The following is a 14,703-nucleotide window of genomic DNA, read 5'->3' on the forward strand; positions in this document are numbered from 1 at the left end:
TTTCCCCTCGTTTGAGGGCCGGACGCCGGAATCAGCGGCGTGTCCGGCCGACACGCCGGACGTCCCGGCCAAAGGTGGGGAGTTTCGGCGGAGGCATATGAGTCGGCCGGCCGGGGCCCCGGCGCGCTTTCCTCGGTAGGATTCAAGGATGGAAGCCGTGCAGGAAACCCCGGACCGTCCGCCGCTGGACCTGAGTGCCCTCAGCGATGAGGCGTTCCTGTCCGCCAACGGAATTCCGCGCCTGACGGTGCTTGAATCCACCGGCTCCACCAACGCCGATCTCCTCCGCGGTGTGACCGAGGATCCCCGTGCGTGGCCGGACCTGTCGGTGCTGACCGCCGAGTACCAGAGCGCCGCCCGCGGCCGGCTCGACCGCCGGTGGGAAGCGCCGGCCCGCAGCTCGGTCTCCGTCTCGCTCGTGCTCCTGCCGGTCAACGGGGCCGGCCGGCCATTGCCGACCCACAGGTACTCCTGGCTGTCCCTCCTGGCCGCCCTCGCCCTGCGTGAGGCCCTGGCGGAAACGGCAGGCCTTCCGGCGGAACTCAAATGGCCCAACGACGTACTGGTCCGGGGCCGGAAGATCGCCGGCATCCTGGCCCAGCTCGGCCCGCTCGGCGCCGGCGGCGCGCCGCCGGTCATCCTCGGCACCGGCCTGAACGTCACGCTGACAGAACCCGAACTCCCGGTTCCCACCGCCACCTCCGTGCTGCTGGAGAATCCGGACACCGTGGACCGGACGGAGCTCCTGAAGAGCTACCTGTCCCGCTTCGCCACCCTCTACCGGAGTTTCTGCAACGCCGACGGCGACCCTACCGCCGGCATGGCCGGTGGCCCGTCGCTGCACAAACGGGTGGAGCACTTCCTCTCGACCCTCGGCAAGCAGGTCCGGGCCCAGCTCCCGGGCGACCACGAGATCATTGGCCACGCCACGCGGCTGGACGAATACGGCTCGCTCCTGGTGGTCGATGCCGCGGGCCATGAACACGTGGTGACCGCCGGCGACGTCGTGCACCTGAGGCCGTGGAACCCGGCCGGGACCGGCGGCCAGGGCAACGGCAGCGGCGGGGCAGAAAGCGGTTATGCGTAAAGTGCTCCTGCCGGGAGAGCAAGTAATTGTGGTGACCCGGCCCCAGCCCAGGATGCTCATTGTCCCGGCGCTGACGTTCGTTGTTATTCCTGCCGCGGCCGCGTACGCCTGCGCCTGGGTTGTCAAGGGCGGCCCGACGCGGCTCCTTCCCCTCATCCCCAAGGAGTGGACTCCCTGGCTGGTCGCCGTGTGCCTGGCGTTGGCGGCGTGGGTGCTGCTGGGCTATTGCCTCCCCCGGGTCATTGCATGGCACGCCACCCGCTACATCCTCACCAGCCAGCGTTTAGTTACCCGCTACGGCATGTTAAGGCGGCGCGATGAACAGATCCCCCTCGCCGCCGTCCGCCATGTGGCCATTGAGCAATCGTTGTTGCAGCGCCTATTGCACTCCGGGAATATATCCTTGGAGACCGGGTACCCCCTTGGAACGGTGGTCCCCGATGTCCCCGAGGTGGCGACATTCCGCAATTTCCTGCTGGACGCCATCGACGACCTCCCCCAGGGCGAGGCGTCCGGGGCCGACGGCATGACCTACAACCCAGGCGAGGCCTGGCCGTGGGAGACGAGAGAAGGTGGAAGAGATGAACGCTGAGAACGTCCACCAGGACACCGACCTCGCTGCCCCGGATTTGCCCCGGGAGGCCGAGGACGCCGCCGGTTCGGCTGCCGCCGACAGCGACGCCGGGACCGCCTTCGACACCGAGGCAGGCGCGCTCATCGAACCCGCCGCCGAACCCGCCGCCGAACCCGGATCCGAAGCCGCCGAAGCCGAACCTGTGGCCCCGCCCACCGGCACGATGTCCGCTGAACGGCTCGCCGCCAAGGCCCTGGAAGCGCGGCTGCTGGGCGGTGAGCGCAAGCTCCGGCGTCGTGAAGTCGCCGCCGGTGCCGGGCTCTCGCTGCTCTCTGCCCGGAAACTTTGGCGCGCCCTCGGCTTTCCCAACCTCGGGGATGAAGACGTGGCCTTCACCGAGCGTGACCAGGCCGCCCTGTCCACCATCGTGGACCTGGTGCGCGACGGCAAGCTCACCGAGGAAGCCGCCATTTCCATCACCCGGGCCATCGGCCAGATGACCGACCGGATGGTGGTGTGGCAGATCGAGGCCCTCGTGGAGGACATGGTCCAGGAACAGGGCGTGAGCGACGCCGTCGCCCGGAAGCGGCTCGTCAGCGAGTTGCCGAACCTGATCGACCCCCTCGAGGAGATGCTCGCCTACTCCTGGCGCCGCCAGCTCAACGCCGCTGTGCAGCGCCTGGCCGTCCGGGCCGAAGCCGGGCTGCAGTCCAGCGAAGAGGGCCGCGAAGGCGACGAGGACGATGCGCCCCTGCCGTTGGCCCGGGCCGTTGGCTTCGCCGACCTTGTCTCCTACACCAGCCTGTCCCGCCGGATGAACGAGAAGACGCTCGCCCAGCTGGTGCAGCGCTTCGAGAACAAGTGCGCCGAAATCATCTCGGTCGGCGGCGGCCGGCTGGTCAAGACCGTCGGCGACGAAGTCCTGTACATTGCCGAGACTCCGGCGGCGGGAGCCGAGATTTCCCTGGCCCTGTCCCGAGCCTTCACCGACGACGAGATCCTGCCCCAGGCCCGCGTGGCTATGGTCTGGGGCCGCATCCTCTCCCGCCTCGGTGACATCTACGGACCCACCGTCAACCTCGCCGCCCGCCTCACGGCCCTCGCGGACCCCGGAACCGTGCTGGTGGATTCGATGACCGCGGCCGCCTTGGAGCAGGACGAACGCTTCGTCCTGGTGCCCCGCCCGGCCGAGGACGTCCGAGGGTTCGGCGAAATCCACCCGGTGCAGCTGCAGCCCGGCAGCGGCCGGGGCCTGATCCTGGACTGAGCACCGGATCAGCCCGGCGGTAGCCCGTGGCGGGCTTCTCAGTTGAGCGGCGCATATGCAATAGTCGGACCGGCAGTTGCGATCCGGCCGGGTTTGTGACCGCCGTTAGCTCGCGCACCGCTGAAGCCGCGCACCACTGTATTGAGGACCGCCATGAACGCAACGCCAGACGCCCCCATCCCGCCATCGGACGGCAAACAGGGACCGCGGCTGCGCTGTGGGTACGGCACTGACCGGGGACTGCGCCGCGAGGCGAACGAGGACGCCTTCCTTGCCGCCGACCCCGTCTTCGCCGTGGCGGACGGCATGGGCGGGCACGAGGCCGGCGAAGTTGCCAGCAGCATCTGCGTGCGCACCCTGGCCGAGCTGCCACAGTTCAAGACCGGCAGCCGGGACGCGACGGCGGACATCCTGCAGGAGTACCTGCTCATGGCTGATGCGGGCATCCGTCACGCCACCGGATCGCGCGCCGGCACCACGCTGTCCGGCGTCGTGGTGGTGGAACAACACGACGTTCCGTACTGGCTTGTCCTCAACATCGGAGACTCCCGCACCTACCGTTACAGCCACGGCCGGCTCGCCCAGATCAGCGTCGACCATTCCGAGGTACAGGAACTCCTGGACACCGGCCAGATCACCGAGGCCGAGGCCGCCGTGTATCCGCGCAGGCACGTTGTGACCCGGGCGCTGGGAACCGGGGACGACTCCGAGGCCGACTTCTGGCTGCTTCCCCTTGAAGACGGCGACCGGATCCTGGTGTGCTCCGACGGCCTCAACGGCGAACTGACCGACGAGAAGATCGCCGGCATCCTGGCGGCCGAGGCCGACCCCCAGGCTGCCGTGGACGAGCTGATCCAGGCGGCCTTGCGCAGCGGCGGCCGGGACAATATCACGGCGATCGTTGTCGATGCCCGGACTGCAAGCGGGGACGCGCCCGCCTGACCGGACCCCTGACCGGACCCCTGACCGGACAACGGCGGTGATCTAGGGCAGGATAGGTCTGTGAGCACAGGGAAGACCGCAGCAGAGACCGCAGCAGGGACTGACGAAGCAGCCGAAGCAGCCCCCCGGCATGGCACGGATTCGCAAGGCCCCGCGGGGGAGCAGGTTCCCTCCGGGGACATCCGTGCGGAGTACGAAGACCTTGTGGAGCAGGTCCGCAAGCACCGCTTTGCCTACTACCAGCAGGACGCGCCGATCATCTCCGACGCCGAGTTCGACGAGCTCTACCGGCGGCTGGAAACGCTCGAAGCCCTGCATCCGGAACTGGTGGCCAACGACTCGCCCACGCAGGAAGTCGGCGGCGAGGTGTCAGCGGCGTTTGCCGCCGTCCAACACCTGCAGCGCATGTACAGCCTGGAGGATGTCTTCTCGCTCGAGGAGCTGGAGGCCTGGATGGTCAAGGCCGAGGCGGGCATCGCCAAGCTCGGCAACGGCGGCAACCCGCCGTCCTGGCTCACCGAACTGAAGATCGACGGCCTGGCCGTCAACCTGCTCTACCGCGACGGGGCGCTGGTCCGGGCCGCCACCCGGGGGGACGGCACCACCGGCGAGGACATCACGCACAACGTCCTGACCATCAAGGAAATCCCGCAACAGCTCAGCGGCACCGGCTTCCCGGCTGAGATGGAAGTCCGCGGCGAAGTCTTCATCCCGTCGCAGGCCTTCGCGGAATTCAACGAAGCCCTGATCGAGGCCGGCAAGGCGCCGCTGGCCAACCCGCGCAACGCCGCCGCAGGTTCGCTGCGGCAGAAGGACCCCGCGGAAACGGCCAAGCGGCCGCTGCGGATGTACGTCCACGGCATCGGCGCCCGCGAGGGACTCGACACTGCCAGCCAGTCCGAGACCTACCGGAAGCTCGCCGAGTGGGGACTGCCCACGAGCCCGTATTTCGAGGTCCTGGCCGGGCTGGCCGACGTGCTCGAATTCATCAAGCGCTACGGCGACAAGCGGCACAGCCTCACCCACGAGATCGACGGCATTGTGATCAAGGTGGACGACTTCGCCACCCAGCGGGCCTTGGGCTACACCACCCGGGTGCCGCGCTGGGCCGTGGCCTACAAGTACCCGCCCGAAGAGGTCCACACCAAGCTGCTCGACATCGCCGTCAACGTCGGCCGCACCGGCCGGGTCACCCCGTACGGCGTGATGGAACCGGTCAAGGTTGCCGGCTCCACCGTGGAAATGGCCACCCTGCACAACCAGGAGGTGGTCAAGGCCAAGGGCGTGAAGATCGGCGACATCGTGGTGCTGCGCAAGGCCGGAGACGTCATTCCGGAAATTGTCGGCCCGGTGCTGGCGCTGCGGGACCAGCAGGACCCTCCCGTCCGCGACTTCATCATGCCCACCGCATGCCCCGCGTGCGGCACGCCGTTGGCCCCCGGGAAGGAAGGGGACGTGGACATCCGCTGCCCCAACTCCCGGTCCTGCCCGGCGCAGCTGCGCGAACGCGTCTTCCACCTTGCCGGCCGCGGCGCCTTCGACATCGAGGCCCTCGGCTGGGAAGCCGCCATCGCACTGACCCAGCCGGCCGAGCCCGCGGAACCACCGCTGACCACCGAGGCGACCCTGTTCGACCTGACCCCGGAGCAGCTCGCGGACGTCCGAGTCCGCCGGGAGAAGCGCTCCAGGGGCGTCGGCACCGGGGAGTTTGAGCTGGTGCCCTACTTCTTCACCAAGGCCACCACCAAGACCCCGTCCAAGCCCACGGCCACGACGGAGAAGCTCTTCCGGGAGCTGGAAAAAGCGAAATCCCAGCCGCTGTGGCGGATCCTGGTGGCCTTGTCCATCCGGCACGTCGGCCCGCGGGCCTCGCGCGCCCTCGCCACCGCGTTCGGCAGCATGGACGCCATCCGGCAGGCCTCCGAGGAGGAGCTCGCCCACGTCGACGGCGTGGGCCCGGTCATCGCCCAGGCGCTGACCGAATGGTTCGCCGAGGACTGGCACCGCGACATCGTGGACCGCTGGGGCGGACGCCGGCGTCCGGATGGCGGACGAACGCGACGAGTCGACGCCCAGGACGCTGGAGGGGCTGACCGTGGTGGTGACCGGAAGCCTCGAGGGCTTCAGCCGCGATGAGGCCAAGGAAGCCATCCTGATCCGCGGCGGCAAGGCGGCCGGATCGGTGTCGAAGAACACCAGCTACGTGGTGGCGGGCGAGAACGCCGGCACCAAACTGGACAAAGCCGAACAGCTCGGCGTCCCGGTCCTGGATGAGGACGGCTTCCGCGCCCTGTTGGCGAACGGGCCGGCCGGCGGCGGAGCGGACGCCAGCGCGGACGGTGGCGAGACCACCGGCGCGGACGGTGTCCCGGTCCTGGCCGGCGACGGCGAGGCTCCCGGCGCCGATGGTGCGGCGGTCGAATGAGTTCCCACTCCGCGGGTTCTCCCGCCCCCGGCATTCCCGGGCTGCTTGAACTGGCCAAGTCGGCCGCGGCGGCGGGGGCCGCCGTCCTGGCCACCCGGAAGACTGCCGCCCTGGATGTCAGCAACAAGGGCGACTCCGGCGACTGGGTGACCGCCTTCGACCTCGCCGCCGAAGCCGCTGTCCGGGACGTCATTACCGCGGCCCGGCCGTGGGACATCATCACGGGGGAGGAGGGAGGCACCGTCCTGCCGGCGGAGCCCAGCGGCTTCCGCTGGTCGATCGACCCGCTCGATGGCACCACCAATTTCATCCGCAACATCGTCTACTACGCCACCTCCGTGGCGGTGGCCGACGCCGACGGCGTCTGGCTGGCCGGCGTCGTCAGCGCACCGGCGCTGGGACGCACCTACTACGCGTCCCGCGGCGAGGGCGCCTGGCTCCAGGAACAGGGCCAGCTCACCGCCCTGTTCGGCCCGGTCCCCGGACGGACCGGCCAGATCCTGGCCACGGGCTTCAGCTACGATCCCGGCGTGCGGGCGGAACAGGCCGAGGGCCTCGGCAGCCTGATGGACGGCTTCGCGGACATGCGCCGGCTCGGGTCCGCGGCACTGGACCTGTGCCTCGTGGCGGACGGCACGCACGATGCCTACGGTGAGCGCGGGCTCAACGAACACGACTTCGCCGCCGGGGCCCTGATCGCCGAGGAGGCAGGCTGCTGGGTGCGCCGGCCGCGGCTCACCAGCCCCCTGGCCGGCGGCCCCTCCGACGATGAGCGCCTGGCCGCATGGACGTGCGCCGGGCCGCTGGAACTCTCCGGCAAATTCCCGCTCTAGAGTCCTCTCACCGGGCCGGCACCGGGCCGGTTCCGGGGCTGAGTGATAGGCCTGAGTGATAGTTCAGTCACGGAAACGGCTTTTCCGGGCACGGCCCGGGCCGGGCGCCCGTACCATTGACAGGTGCCTTCGCAGATCCTCATTCGCCCCGCCGTTCCGGCCGACTTCGACGCCATAGCGCGCATCACCCGGGACGCCTACCTGGCGGCAGGCTACTTTGAGAGCGCCGACCACCCCTACATGCAGCAGATCCAGAATGTCGGGCAGCGCGCGGCGGCCGCGACGGTTTGGGTCGCGGAGCGGGAGGGCCGGATCCTCGGCTCCGTGACGCTGGCGGTCGCCGGCGAGCCCTACGCGGACATCGCCTTCAGCGACGAGCTCGAGTTCCGCATGCTCGTGGTGGACCCGTCTGTGCAGCGCAGCGGTGCCGGCAAGGCCATGGTCCGGGCCATCATCGAGCACGCCAGGGCCCTGCCCGGTATCCGCGCCGTGGCCCTGACCACGGGCGAGAGCTGGGAAAGTGCCCACGGCCTCTACCAGAAGACCGGCTTCCTCCGGGCGCCGGAGCGCGACTGGCTCGTGCCGGGCACGGACATCAAATTGCTCGTTTACCGCCAGGAACTCTAGTCCGGGCGGAGGCCCCGCGCAGTCCTGCCGACACAAAACAACCCGGTTTGGCGGCCCAGGCGCCCGGCGCCCTACAGTTGTGCCGATCCCTGCGGCAACTGCGAAAGGCCCACCATGCGCAAGACCTTCGGTACCGGCTCCACCTGGGAACAGGCCCTCGGCTATTCCCGGGCTGTCCAGGTGGACAACACCCTCTACATCTCCGCGACGGCCGCCAGCGGCGAGGACGGAATCGTGGGCGAGGACTTCTATGCCCAGACCAGCTACATCCTGCAGAAGCTTGGCGCCGTGCTGGCCGACGCCGGCTTCGGCTTCGAGGACGTGGTGCAGTCCAAGCTGTACCTGACGGACATCAGCCAGTGGGAAGAGGCCGGCCGGGCCCACGGCGAGGTCTTCGGCGACATCCGTCCCACGCTCTCCCTCGTTCACGTGCTGCCGTTCCTGGACCCCAAGATGCTCGTCGAGATCGAACTCGTCGCCCAGAAGAGCGCCACCTAGAAACCGGCGCGGGGTCACATGGACTCTGGCGGAACTTCCGGACTCGGAGTATGACTGGCGCATGACCAAGGCGCCCGGGCAGGGGCCCACCAGGGTACCCCTCATCGGCCAGTTCCGCTCCTATGACCGCTCGTGGCTGCGCGGCGATCTGATCGCCGGGGTCACCGTCGCGGCCCTGATCGTTCCGAAGAACCTCGGGTACGCAGGCATCGCCGGCATACCGCTGCAGAACGGCCTGTATGCCGCGGCCGCCGGCGCCATCGTCTACGCGATCTTCGGCACCTGCCGGCAGATCTCGATGGGCCCCAGCTCGGGCCTGGCGGCAGTGGCTGCCAGTGCCGTCCTCGCGGCGGGCATCACGGGAGAGCAGGACGTCGCCTCGTTCGTTGCGGGAATCACGCTCGCTTCCGGGATCCTGTTCCTGCTCCTTGCCGTCCTCAAGATGGGCTGGATCGCGCAGTTCCTCTCGAAGGCCGTGGTCACCGGCTTCCTCTTCGGCGCGGCGATCGACGTCGTGATCGGGGAGCTCCCCAAGCTCACCGGGACCGAGGTCACCGGCTCGAACCCCATCCAGGAGCTGTGGTCATGGCTGGGGACCCTTGGCGAGGCGCAGCCGACCACCGTTGTGGTGGGGGTAATCGCGCTTGCTGTCGTCTTCGGGCTGAAAGCTGTCGCTCCCCAAGTCCCCGGCGCCCTGGTCCTGGTGGTGGGCGGCTTGCTGGCTGCGGCGCTGTTCGATCTCGGGGCCAAAGGCGTGGCACTGGTGGGCGAGGTGCCCAGCGGCCTGCCCTCGCTTCAGGTCCCGGACGGCCAGTTGATGTGGGATCACGTGGGCACCGTGGCCCTCGCGGCGGTGGCAGTTGTCCTGATCGGCTTCTCCCAGACCGCCGGGGATGCGCGGGCGTTCGCTGCCAAGCACCGCTACCAGATCGACATCAACCAGGAATCGATTGCCCAGTCGCTGGCCAACATTGCCGCAGGACTCTTCAAGGGGATGCCCGTCTCGACGAGCCTGTCGGCGAGCTCGTTGAACGACCACTCCGGGGCGAAGACCGGGCTTGCCTCCCTCACTTCCGGGGTCACCGTCCTGCTCACGCTGCTCTTCCTGGCGCCGCTGTTCTCGAACCTGCCCAAGCCCGTGCTGGCGGCGCTGATCATCGAGGCCGTCGTCATGGGCATGATGAACGTGCCCGAGATGCGGCGGCTTGCCCGGGTGCAGAAGTTTGACTTCTGGATTGCGATCGCGGCGATCATCGGCACCCTCATCTTCGGTGTGCTGGCGGGCGTCGTGATAGGGATCGTGCTCTCGCTCTTCTGGCTCGTCCGGGTGGCCACCCACCCGGAGATGCCGTTCCTCGGCCGCGAACCGGGCACCCAGGTCTTCCGTGAAGCCGATGGGCACCCCGGCGACGAGATCGTTCCCGGCATTGCCGTGATCCGGTTCGACGGCGGCCTGTTCTTCGCCACGGCCGACGCGCTGGAGGACCGCCTGCGCGAGGTCATTCATTCAACGCCGGGGCTCACAGGGATTGTGCTCGACTGCGGCGGGATCAATTTCGTCGATTCGCAGGGGGCAACGAAGATGGCGGACATCGCGAACCTCGCCCGCGAGTCGGACGTCAACCTGCGCCTGACCCGGCTCAAGCCCGCGGTCCGGGCGGTCCTGGAGCGCGACGGCGTGATCGAGCGCATCGGGGCGGACATGATCCACGGCAACATCCACAGGGCCGTGCAGGCGGAGCAGGCGGCGGCACAGAAGGAGCCCGACGGCGCCTAGAAGCAACGCGGGGTCACTTACGGCCCATCCCGGCGGTCCTGATGGGCCGTAAGTGACCCCGCGTTGCTTCTGCTGGCGAGGCTGGAGGGCGGACTAGTGGCCGGTTCCGGCGGGGATCCCGTAGCGGTGCTCGGGCCGCCCGGTGGTGCCGTAGCGCAGCTGGATGTCGACGGCGCCGTCGTCCGCCAGCGCGGACAGATACCGCTGGGCGGTGGCCCGGGACACGCCGACCCGGGCGGCGACGTCGGCGGCCGAATACTGCTCGCCGGGCACCAGGGATTCCAGCACCGCGGCCTCGGTGGCGGAGCGGGGACGTGCCGAGGCGACAACGTCGCCTGGGATCAGGGCGCGCTTGGCGCGCTCCACCGTCTCTTGGCTGACGGAGCCCGGCTGGGCCAGGATCCGGCGGTAGCGTGCATAGGAGCGCAGCTGCTGCGAGAGGGATTCGGCCGTGAAGGGCTTGAGCAGGTAGCCCAGTGCCCCGCGGCGGAACGCGAGGCGCAGCGAGGCCGTGTCCGAGGCCGCGCTGAGGATCACGGTGTCGACGTCCAGCTGGTGCAGCAGGTCCAGGCCCGAGGCGTCCGGCAGGTAGACGTCCAGCAGCACCAGGTCCGGGCGCAGGCTGTGGATGGCCTGCAGCGCCTGGGACGCCGAGCCGGCCGGCGGCAGCGCCAGGAAGCCGGCCACCGAATCCACGTAGGCGGCATGCAGCTTGGCGACGTGGAAATCATCGTCGACAATCAGCACCCTGAAATCCTCAGACATCGTTGTCCTCTCGGCGTGTTTCGGGGGTTAGCAGGTCAGGGGTTCGCAGTTCGGGGGTTCGCAGGTCGGGGGTTCCGGGTTGGGCGGGTCCCGGCAGCGTTGGCCCCGGTTCGGTGGTTCCCGGAAGCGTGGCGACGAAAACGGCGCCCGGGCCGCCGGGGGAGCCCGCTTCGAGCACCCGCACGTCTCCGCCGCGGCGGCGCGCGAGCTGCCGGGACAGCGCCAGCCCCAGGCCCTGCCCTGCGCCAGGGCGCGCCGGCCGGACCGAGGTCGTGTAGCCCTCCGCGAACACCGCCTCGGCCTCGGCGGCCGTCATACCGGCGCCCAGGCCGTCGCCGGAATCGGCCACCACAATGTGGAGTGTGCCGGCGCCTCCGTTGATGCCCGGTTCGTCCAGCACTTCGACTTCCACCCAGCGCTCGGCCGCGGAACCGGCGACGGCGGCGTTCACGGCGTTGTCGATCAGGTTCCCCAGGACTGTGGTGACGTCCTGGGGTTCGGTGACGTGGCCGCGGACCACGGACTCCGGGCCGAGGCGGAGGCTCACGCCGCGCTCGTCCGCCTCGACGCCCTTGGCACCGAGGAAGGCCTGCAGGTAAGGGTCCTGGAGCAGCTCGGCCTGGTCCACCGGGAACGCCAGCGGCCCGGTGCCGGCCAGTTTGGCGAGGTAGTCCTGGGCCTGCTGGGGCTGGCCGATGCTCATGAAGCCGGCGATCGTGTGCAGCTGGTTGGCAAACTCGTGGCGCTGCGCCCGCAGGGCCGCGGACATGGTGCCGACGGCGTCGAGCTGGCGGGTCAGCTGCTGCAGCTCGGTCCGGTCCCGCAGCATCACCACCCAGCCCAGGTCCTCGCGGCCGTGCAGGGCCTTGCGGGCACTCACCACCAGCACCCGGCCACCGGCCACGAGTTCCACCGCCTCACCCTCGGCCGCATCGGCCCGGGTCAGGGCCTTGAGCTGCTCCGGCACCGGGGCGGCGGCCCACGCCGTGCCCGCGAGGTCCGGGACACCGAGCAGCCGCTGGGCGGCGGCGTTGAACACGCTGACCCTGCCGTCGGCCGAAACGCCGATCACGCCGTCGTCGACGCCCTGCAGTACGGCCACCTGGTCGTGCACCAGGGTGCCGATCTCCTCGGGTTCGAGCCCGAGGGTCAGCCGCTGGAGCCGCCGCCGCAGCAGGAAGGAGGCCAGCACGCCGGCCAGCAGCGCGCCGGCGGCCGTGAAGGCGATGGGGATGATGTCCCGGGCTAGGCTTTGGCTGATCGTCTCGGTGGAGTAGCCCACGCTCACCTCACCCACCACCGCCGTCGAACCCGGGGCGTACACCGGGACCTTGGCGCCGGCGGACGGGCCCAGCGTGCCCGTGTTCCGCGTGGTGACCTCCCGGCCCGCGAGGGCCTCCGAGGGGTCGGTGCTGACCTTTTCGCCGAGCCGTTCCGCGTCCGGGTGCGCCAGCCGGATGCCGGTCTCGTCCGTAATGACCACGAACAGCGCCCCGGTGCGGGTCCGGGCACCCTCCGCGGCAGCCATCAACGGACCGGCCAACAGCTCGGCGGGCGGGGGAGCAGCGGGAAGGGCGCTGATGGACTGGACCTCTGCCCGCACCGAGGGGTCCGAGGCCACCGTCCGGGCCAGGGTCAGCGCCTGGTTCTCCGCCTCGCGGCCCAGCCGGTCATAGCTCAGCCAGGCGTGGACGGCGCCGCTCAGCAGCACCACCAGCGCCACGACGCCGAGCTGCAGCAACAGTGTCTGGGTCGAAAAGCGCAGGACCGGCAGAGCTGTGCGGCGCTTCATCGGACTCCTGCCTGGGTTGGAACGGACGTGAGCAAAATGCGCAAAATGCATCCAATAAGCAGTATGCCAATCAATTGAGCCAAAGGCCCAGTCGTGACGGGCGCCACTCTAACGTCTGTAGTGCGCATCACACCGGAGTGGTGTCATTCAACGAAGAAGGAGCCGGCCGTGCTGGTATTACTAGGATTCGCCATGATCGCGGTATTCATGGTGCTGATCATGACGAAGAAGTTGACGCCGGTGCTGGCGCTCATCATTGTTCCCACAGTCTTCGGGCTTTTCGCCGGCGCGGGCCTCGGCATCGGCCCGATGGTCATGGACTCCATGAAGTCGATGACCTCCACCGCCGCGCTGCTGATGTTCGCGATCATCTACTTCGGGCTGATGATCGACGTCGGGCTCTTCGACCCCCTGGTCCGGTTCATCCTGCGCAAGCTCGGCAACGACCCCGCCAAGGTGGTCCTGGGCACGGCCATCCTCGCGGCAGCGGTCTCCCTCGACGGCGACGGCTCCACCACCTTCATCCTCACCACCGCGGCGATGCTGCCGGTCTACCTGCGGCTGAAGATGAGCCCCGTGGTCCTGACCTGCGTGGCCGGCCTGGCCAACGGCACCATGAACATCCTGCCCTGGGGCGGCCCCACCGCCCGCGCCGCCTCCGCGCTGAAGCTCGACGTCAACGATGTCTTCGTGCCCATGGTCCCGTCCCTCATCGCCGGACTTATCGTCGTGCTGGTCTTCTCCTGGCTGCTCGGCCTGCAGGAACGCAACCGCCTCCGCGCCGTTGCCCCCGAGATCTGGGGCGTCCCGGATACAGCTGCAGCGTTCGACGGCGACTCAGCCGGCGGCAGCACGGCCGGCGGTACCGGAATCCGCCGCGGCCGCAAGGGCCCCGGAGCCTCGCCCGCCGGGCTCTCCCCGGAAGGATCCTCCGTGGCAGTGCTGGAGCGCGCCGATTCCCTCGTTGACGACCGCGACTCCGCCATGGCCGACACCGCCCTGGACCCCAACCGCAAGACCCTCCGGCCCAAGCTGTTCTGGTTCAACCTCGGCCTGACGGTCGCGGTCATGGTGACGCTCGTCGCCAACGTCATTCCGCTCCCGTTCGTCTTCATGGTCGGCTCCGCCGTCGCCCTGCTGGTCAACTTCCCCAAGGTCAAGGACCAGAGCGCCCAGCTGATCGCGCACGCTCCCTCGATTGTCGCCGTCGTCAGCATGGTCATGGCCGCCTCGGTCCTGACCGGCGTCCTCAACGGCACGGGCATGGTCAAGGCCATGTCGGAATGGTTGGTCCAGATCATCCCGTCCGACATGGGCCCGCTGATGGCCGTGATCACCGGCGTCCTGAGCATCCCGATGACGTTCTTCATGAGCAACGACGCCTTCTACTTCGGCGTCCTGCCGGTCCTGAGCGAAACGGCGGCGCACTACGGCGTCAGCGCCGCCGACATGGCCCGCGCTTCCATCACCGGCCAGCCCTTCCACCTCCAGAGCCCCCTGGTCCCGGCGATCCTGCTTCTGGTGTCCCTCGCCAAGGTGGACCTGGGCGACCACCACAAGAAGGTCCTGTGGCGCACGGCCGTGATCTCCCTGGTCATGCTCGGCGTTGGCGTCCTCACCGGAGCCATCGGCATCGGCTGACCAGCCCGCCCCTGCACCAAACAACGCGGGGTCACTTACCGCCCATCCCGGACCTCCGGATAGGCCGTAAGTGACCCCGCGTTGTTTGTCGTCGTCCTTCTCGGCGCCGGACGGTAACAGCAGTTCAACCCACGTAGACTGGGACGGAAAATTATCCATACCTTGCAGGGGAGATCCATGGCTGCGATCAACCGCGACGACGTCGCGCATCTCGCGCAACTCGCGCACATCGAGATGAGTGCTGAAGAGCTGGACAGGATGGCCGGCGAACTCGCCGTCATCGTGGATTCAGTGAAGTCCGTCAGTGAAGCCGCCGGTGATGACGTCCCGGCCACGTCCCACCCGATTCCGCTGACCAATGTGTTCCGCGAGGACGTGGTGGGCCACACGTTTACGGCCGAGCAGTCCCTCTCCGGTGCCCCCGACGCGTACGAAGGCCGTTTCAAGGTCCCGGCAATCCTGGATGAGGACTAAG

General features: G+C 69.0%; 12 protein-coding genes and 1 pseudogene. 11 read left to right on the plus strand and 2 right to left on the minus strand.

Features of this window, described 5'->3' with window-relative positions; genetic code table 11:
- Window positions 1-148 precede the first annotated feature (148 nt).
- The 9 genes and pseudogenes from ABH915_RS07240 to ABH915_RS07280 all read left to right on the plus strand — a co-directional run bounded on the left by ABH915_RS07240 (window position 149) and on the right by ABH915_RS07280 (window position 10,030).
- Entirely contained in the window at window positions 149-1,087 is a 939-nt protein-coding gene (locus ABH915_RS07240; RefSeq protein WP_370119408.1) for a biotin--[acetyl-CoA-carboxylase] ligase, read from the plus strand.
- Complete coding sequence (locus ABH915_RS07245) at window positions 1,080-1,679, plus strand: PH domain-containing protein (protein ID WP_018774605.1); 600 nt, start codon at window positions 1,080-1,082, stop codon at window positions 1,677-1,679. Before ABH915_RS07240 ends, ABH915_RS07245 begins: the two co-directional genes overlap by 8 nt.
- Window positions 1,669-2,928, plus strand: coding sequence for an adenylate/guanylate cyclase domain-containing protein (locus ABH915_RS07250; protein WP_370119412.1), 1,260 nt, complete (start codon window positions 1,669-1,671; stop codon window positions 2,926-2,928). Before ABH915_RS07245 ends, ABH915_RS07250 begins: the two co-directional genes overlap by 11 nt.
- A gap of 153 nt (window positions 2,929-3,081) precedes the next feature.
- Entirely contained in the window at window positions 3,082-3,870 is a 789-nt protein-coding gene (locus tag ABH915_RS07255) for a PP2C family serine/threonine-protein phosphatase (RefSeq protein ID WP_370119415.1), read from the plus strand.
- 180 nt (window positions 3,871-4,050) lie between these two features.
- Window positions 4,051-6,295, plus strand: a pseudogene (ligA, locus tag ABH915_RS07260) (NAD-dependent DNA ligase LigA).
- Window positions 6,292-7,128 carry an inositol monophosphatase gene (locus ABH915_RS07265; protein ID WP_370119418.1) on the plus strand — a complete coding sequence of 279 codons (837 nt, stop codon included), beginning with the start codon at window positions 6,292-6,294 and terminating at the stop codon, window positions 7,126-7,128. The pseudogene ligA and the gene ABH915_RS07265 overlap by 4 nt, the downstream one beginning before the upstream one ends.
- A gap of 123 nt (window positions 7,129-7,251) precedes the next feature.
- Window positions 7,252-7,755, plus strand: coding sequence for a GNAT family N-acetyltransferase (locus ABH915_RS07270; RefSeq protein WP_370119421.1), 504 nt, complete (start codon window positions 7,252-7,254; stop codon window positions 7,753-7,755).
- A gap of 114 nt (window positions 7,756-7,869) precedes the next feature.
- Window positions 7,870-8,253, plus strand: a complete 384-nt coding sequence (locus ABH915_RS07275) for a RidA family protein (RefSeq protein WP_026537701.1) — start codon at window positions 7,870-7,872, stop codon at window positions 8,251-8,253.
- 61 nt (window positions 8,254-8,314) lie between these two features.
- Window positions 8,315-10,030: a SulP family inorganic anion transporter gene (locus ABH915_RS07280; RefSeq protein WP_370119424.1), complete on the plus strand. Its 1,716-nt coding sequence runs from the start codon at window positions 8,315-8,317 to the stop codon at window positions 10,028-10,030.
- Between the two features lie 93 nt (window positions 10,031-10,123).
- On the opposite strand, the gene ABH915_RS07285 is transcribed toward ABH915_RS07280, so the two are convergent.
- Window positions 10,124-10,795: a response regulator gene (locus tag ABH915_RS07285; protein WP_018774596.1), complete on the minus strand. Its 672-nt coding sequence runs from the start codon at window positions 10,793-10,795 to the stop codon at window positions 10,124-10,126.
- The gene (locus tag ABH915_RS07290; protein ID WP_370119427.1) at window positions 10,788-12,587 is read right to left on the minus strand and encodes an ATP-binding protein; all 1,800 of its coding nucleotides are present in this window, start codon (window positions 12,585-12,587) and stop codon (window positions 10,788-10,790) included. Before ABH915_RS07290 ends, ABH915_RS07285 begins: the two co-directional genes overlap by 8 nt.
- A gap of 168 nt (window positions 12,588-12,755) precedes the next feature.
- Here ABH915_RS07290 and ABH915_RS07295 point away from each other — a divergent pair, with 168 nt between their 5' ends.
- Window positions 12,756-14,228, plus strand: a complete 1,473-nt coding sequence (locus ABH915_RS07295) for a CitMHS family transporter (RefSeq protein ID WP_370119430.1) — start codon at window positions 12,756-12,758, stop codon at window positions 14,226-14,228.
- Window positions 14,229-14,405: 177 nt separating this feature from the next.
- On the plus strand, window positions 14,406-14,702 hold the full coding sequence (gatC, locus tag ABH915_RS07300; RefSeq protein WP_026537696.1) for an Asp-tRNA(Asn)/Glu-tRNA(Gln) amidotransferase subunit GatC: 297 nt from the start codon (window positions 14,406-14,408) through the stop codon (window positions 14,700-14,702).
- The last annotated feature ends 1 nt before the right edge of the window (window position 14,703 follow it).

The organism is Arthrobacter sp. MW3 TE3886 (assembly GCF_041262145.1).
Taxonomy (GTDB): Bacteria; Actinomycetota; Actinomycetes; order Actinomycetales; family Micrococcaceae; genus Arthrobacter.

Bases quoted from the DNA above. Each gene is read 5' to 3' on its own strand.
- ABH915_RS07240 (WP_370119408.1), top strand. From the start codon at position 149: ATGGAAGCCGTGCAGGAAACCCCGGACCGTCCGCCGCTGGACCTGAGT.
- ABH915_RS07245 (WP_018774605.1), top strand. From the start codon at position 1,080: ATGCGTAAAGTGCTCCTGCCGGGAGAGCAAGTAATTGTGGTGACCCGG.
- ABH915_RS07250 (WP_370119412.1), top strand. From the start codon at position 1,669: ATGAACGCTGAGAACGTCCACCAGGACACCGACCTCGCTGCCCCGGAT.
- ABH915_RS07255 (WP_370119415.1), top strand. From the start codon at position 3,082: ATGAACGCAACGCCAGACGCCCCCATCCCGCCATCGGACGGCAAACAG.
- ABH915_RS07265 (WP_370119418.1), top strand. From the start codon at position 6,292: ATGAGTTCCCACTCCGCGGGTTCTCCCGCCCCCGGCATTCCCGGGCTG.
- ABH915_RS07275 (WP_026537701.1), top strand. From the start codon at position 7,870: ATGCGCAAGACCTTCGGTACCGGCTCCACCTGGGAACAGGCCCTCGGC.
- ABH915_RS07280 (WP_370119424.1), top strand. From the start codon at position 8,315: ATGACCAAGGCGCCCGGGCAGGGGCCCACCAGGGTACCCCTCATCGGC.
- ABH915_RS07285 (WP_018774596.1), bottom strand. From the start codon at position 10,795: ATGTCTGAGGATTTCAGGGTGCTGATTGTCGACGATGATTTCCACGTC.
- ABH915_RS07290 (WP_370119427.1), bottom strand. From the start codon at position 12,587: ATGAAGCGCCGCACAGCTCTGCCGGTCCTGCGCTTTTCGACCCAGACA.
- gatC (WP_026537696.1), top strand. From the start codon at position 14,406: ATGGCTGCGATCAACCGCGACGACGTCGCGCATCTCGCGCAACTCGCG.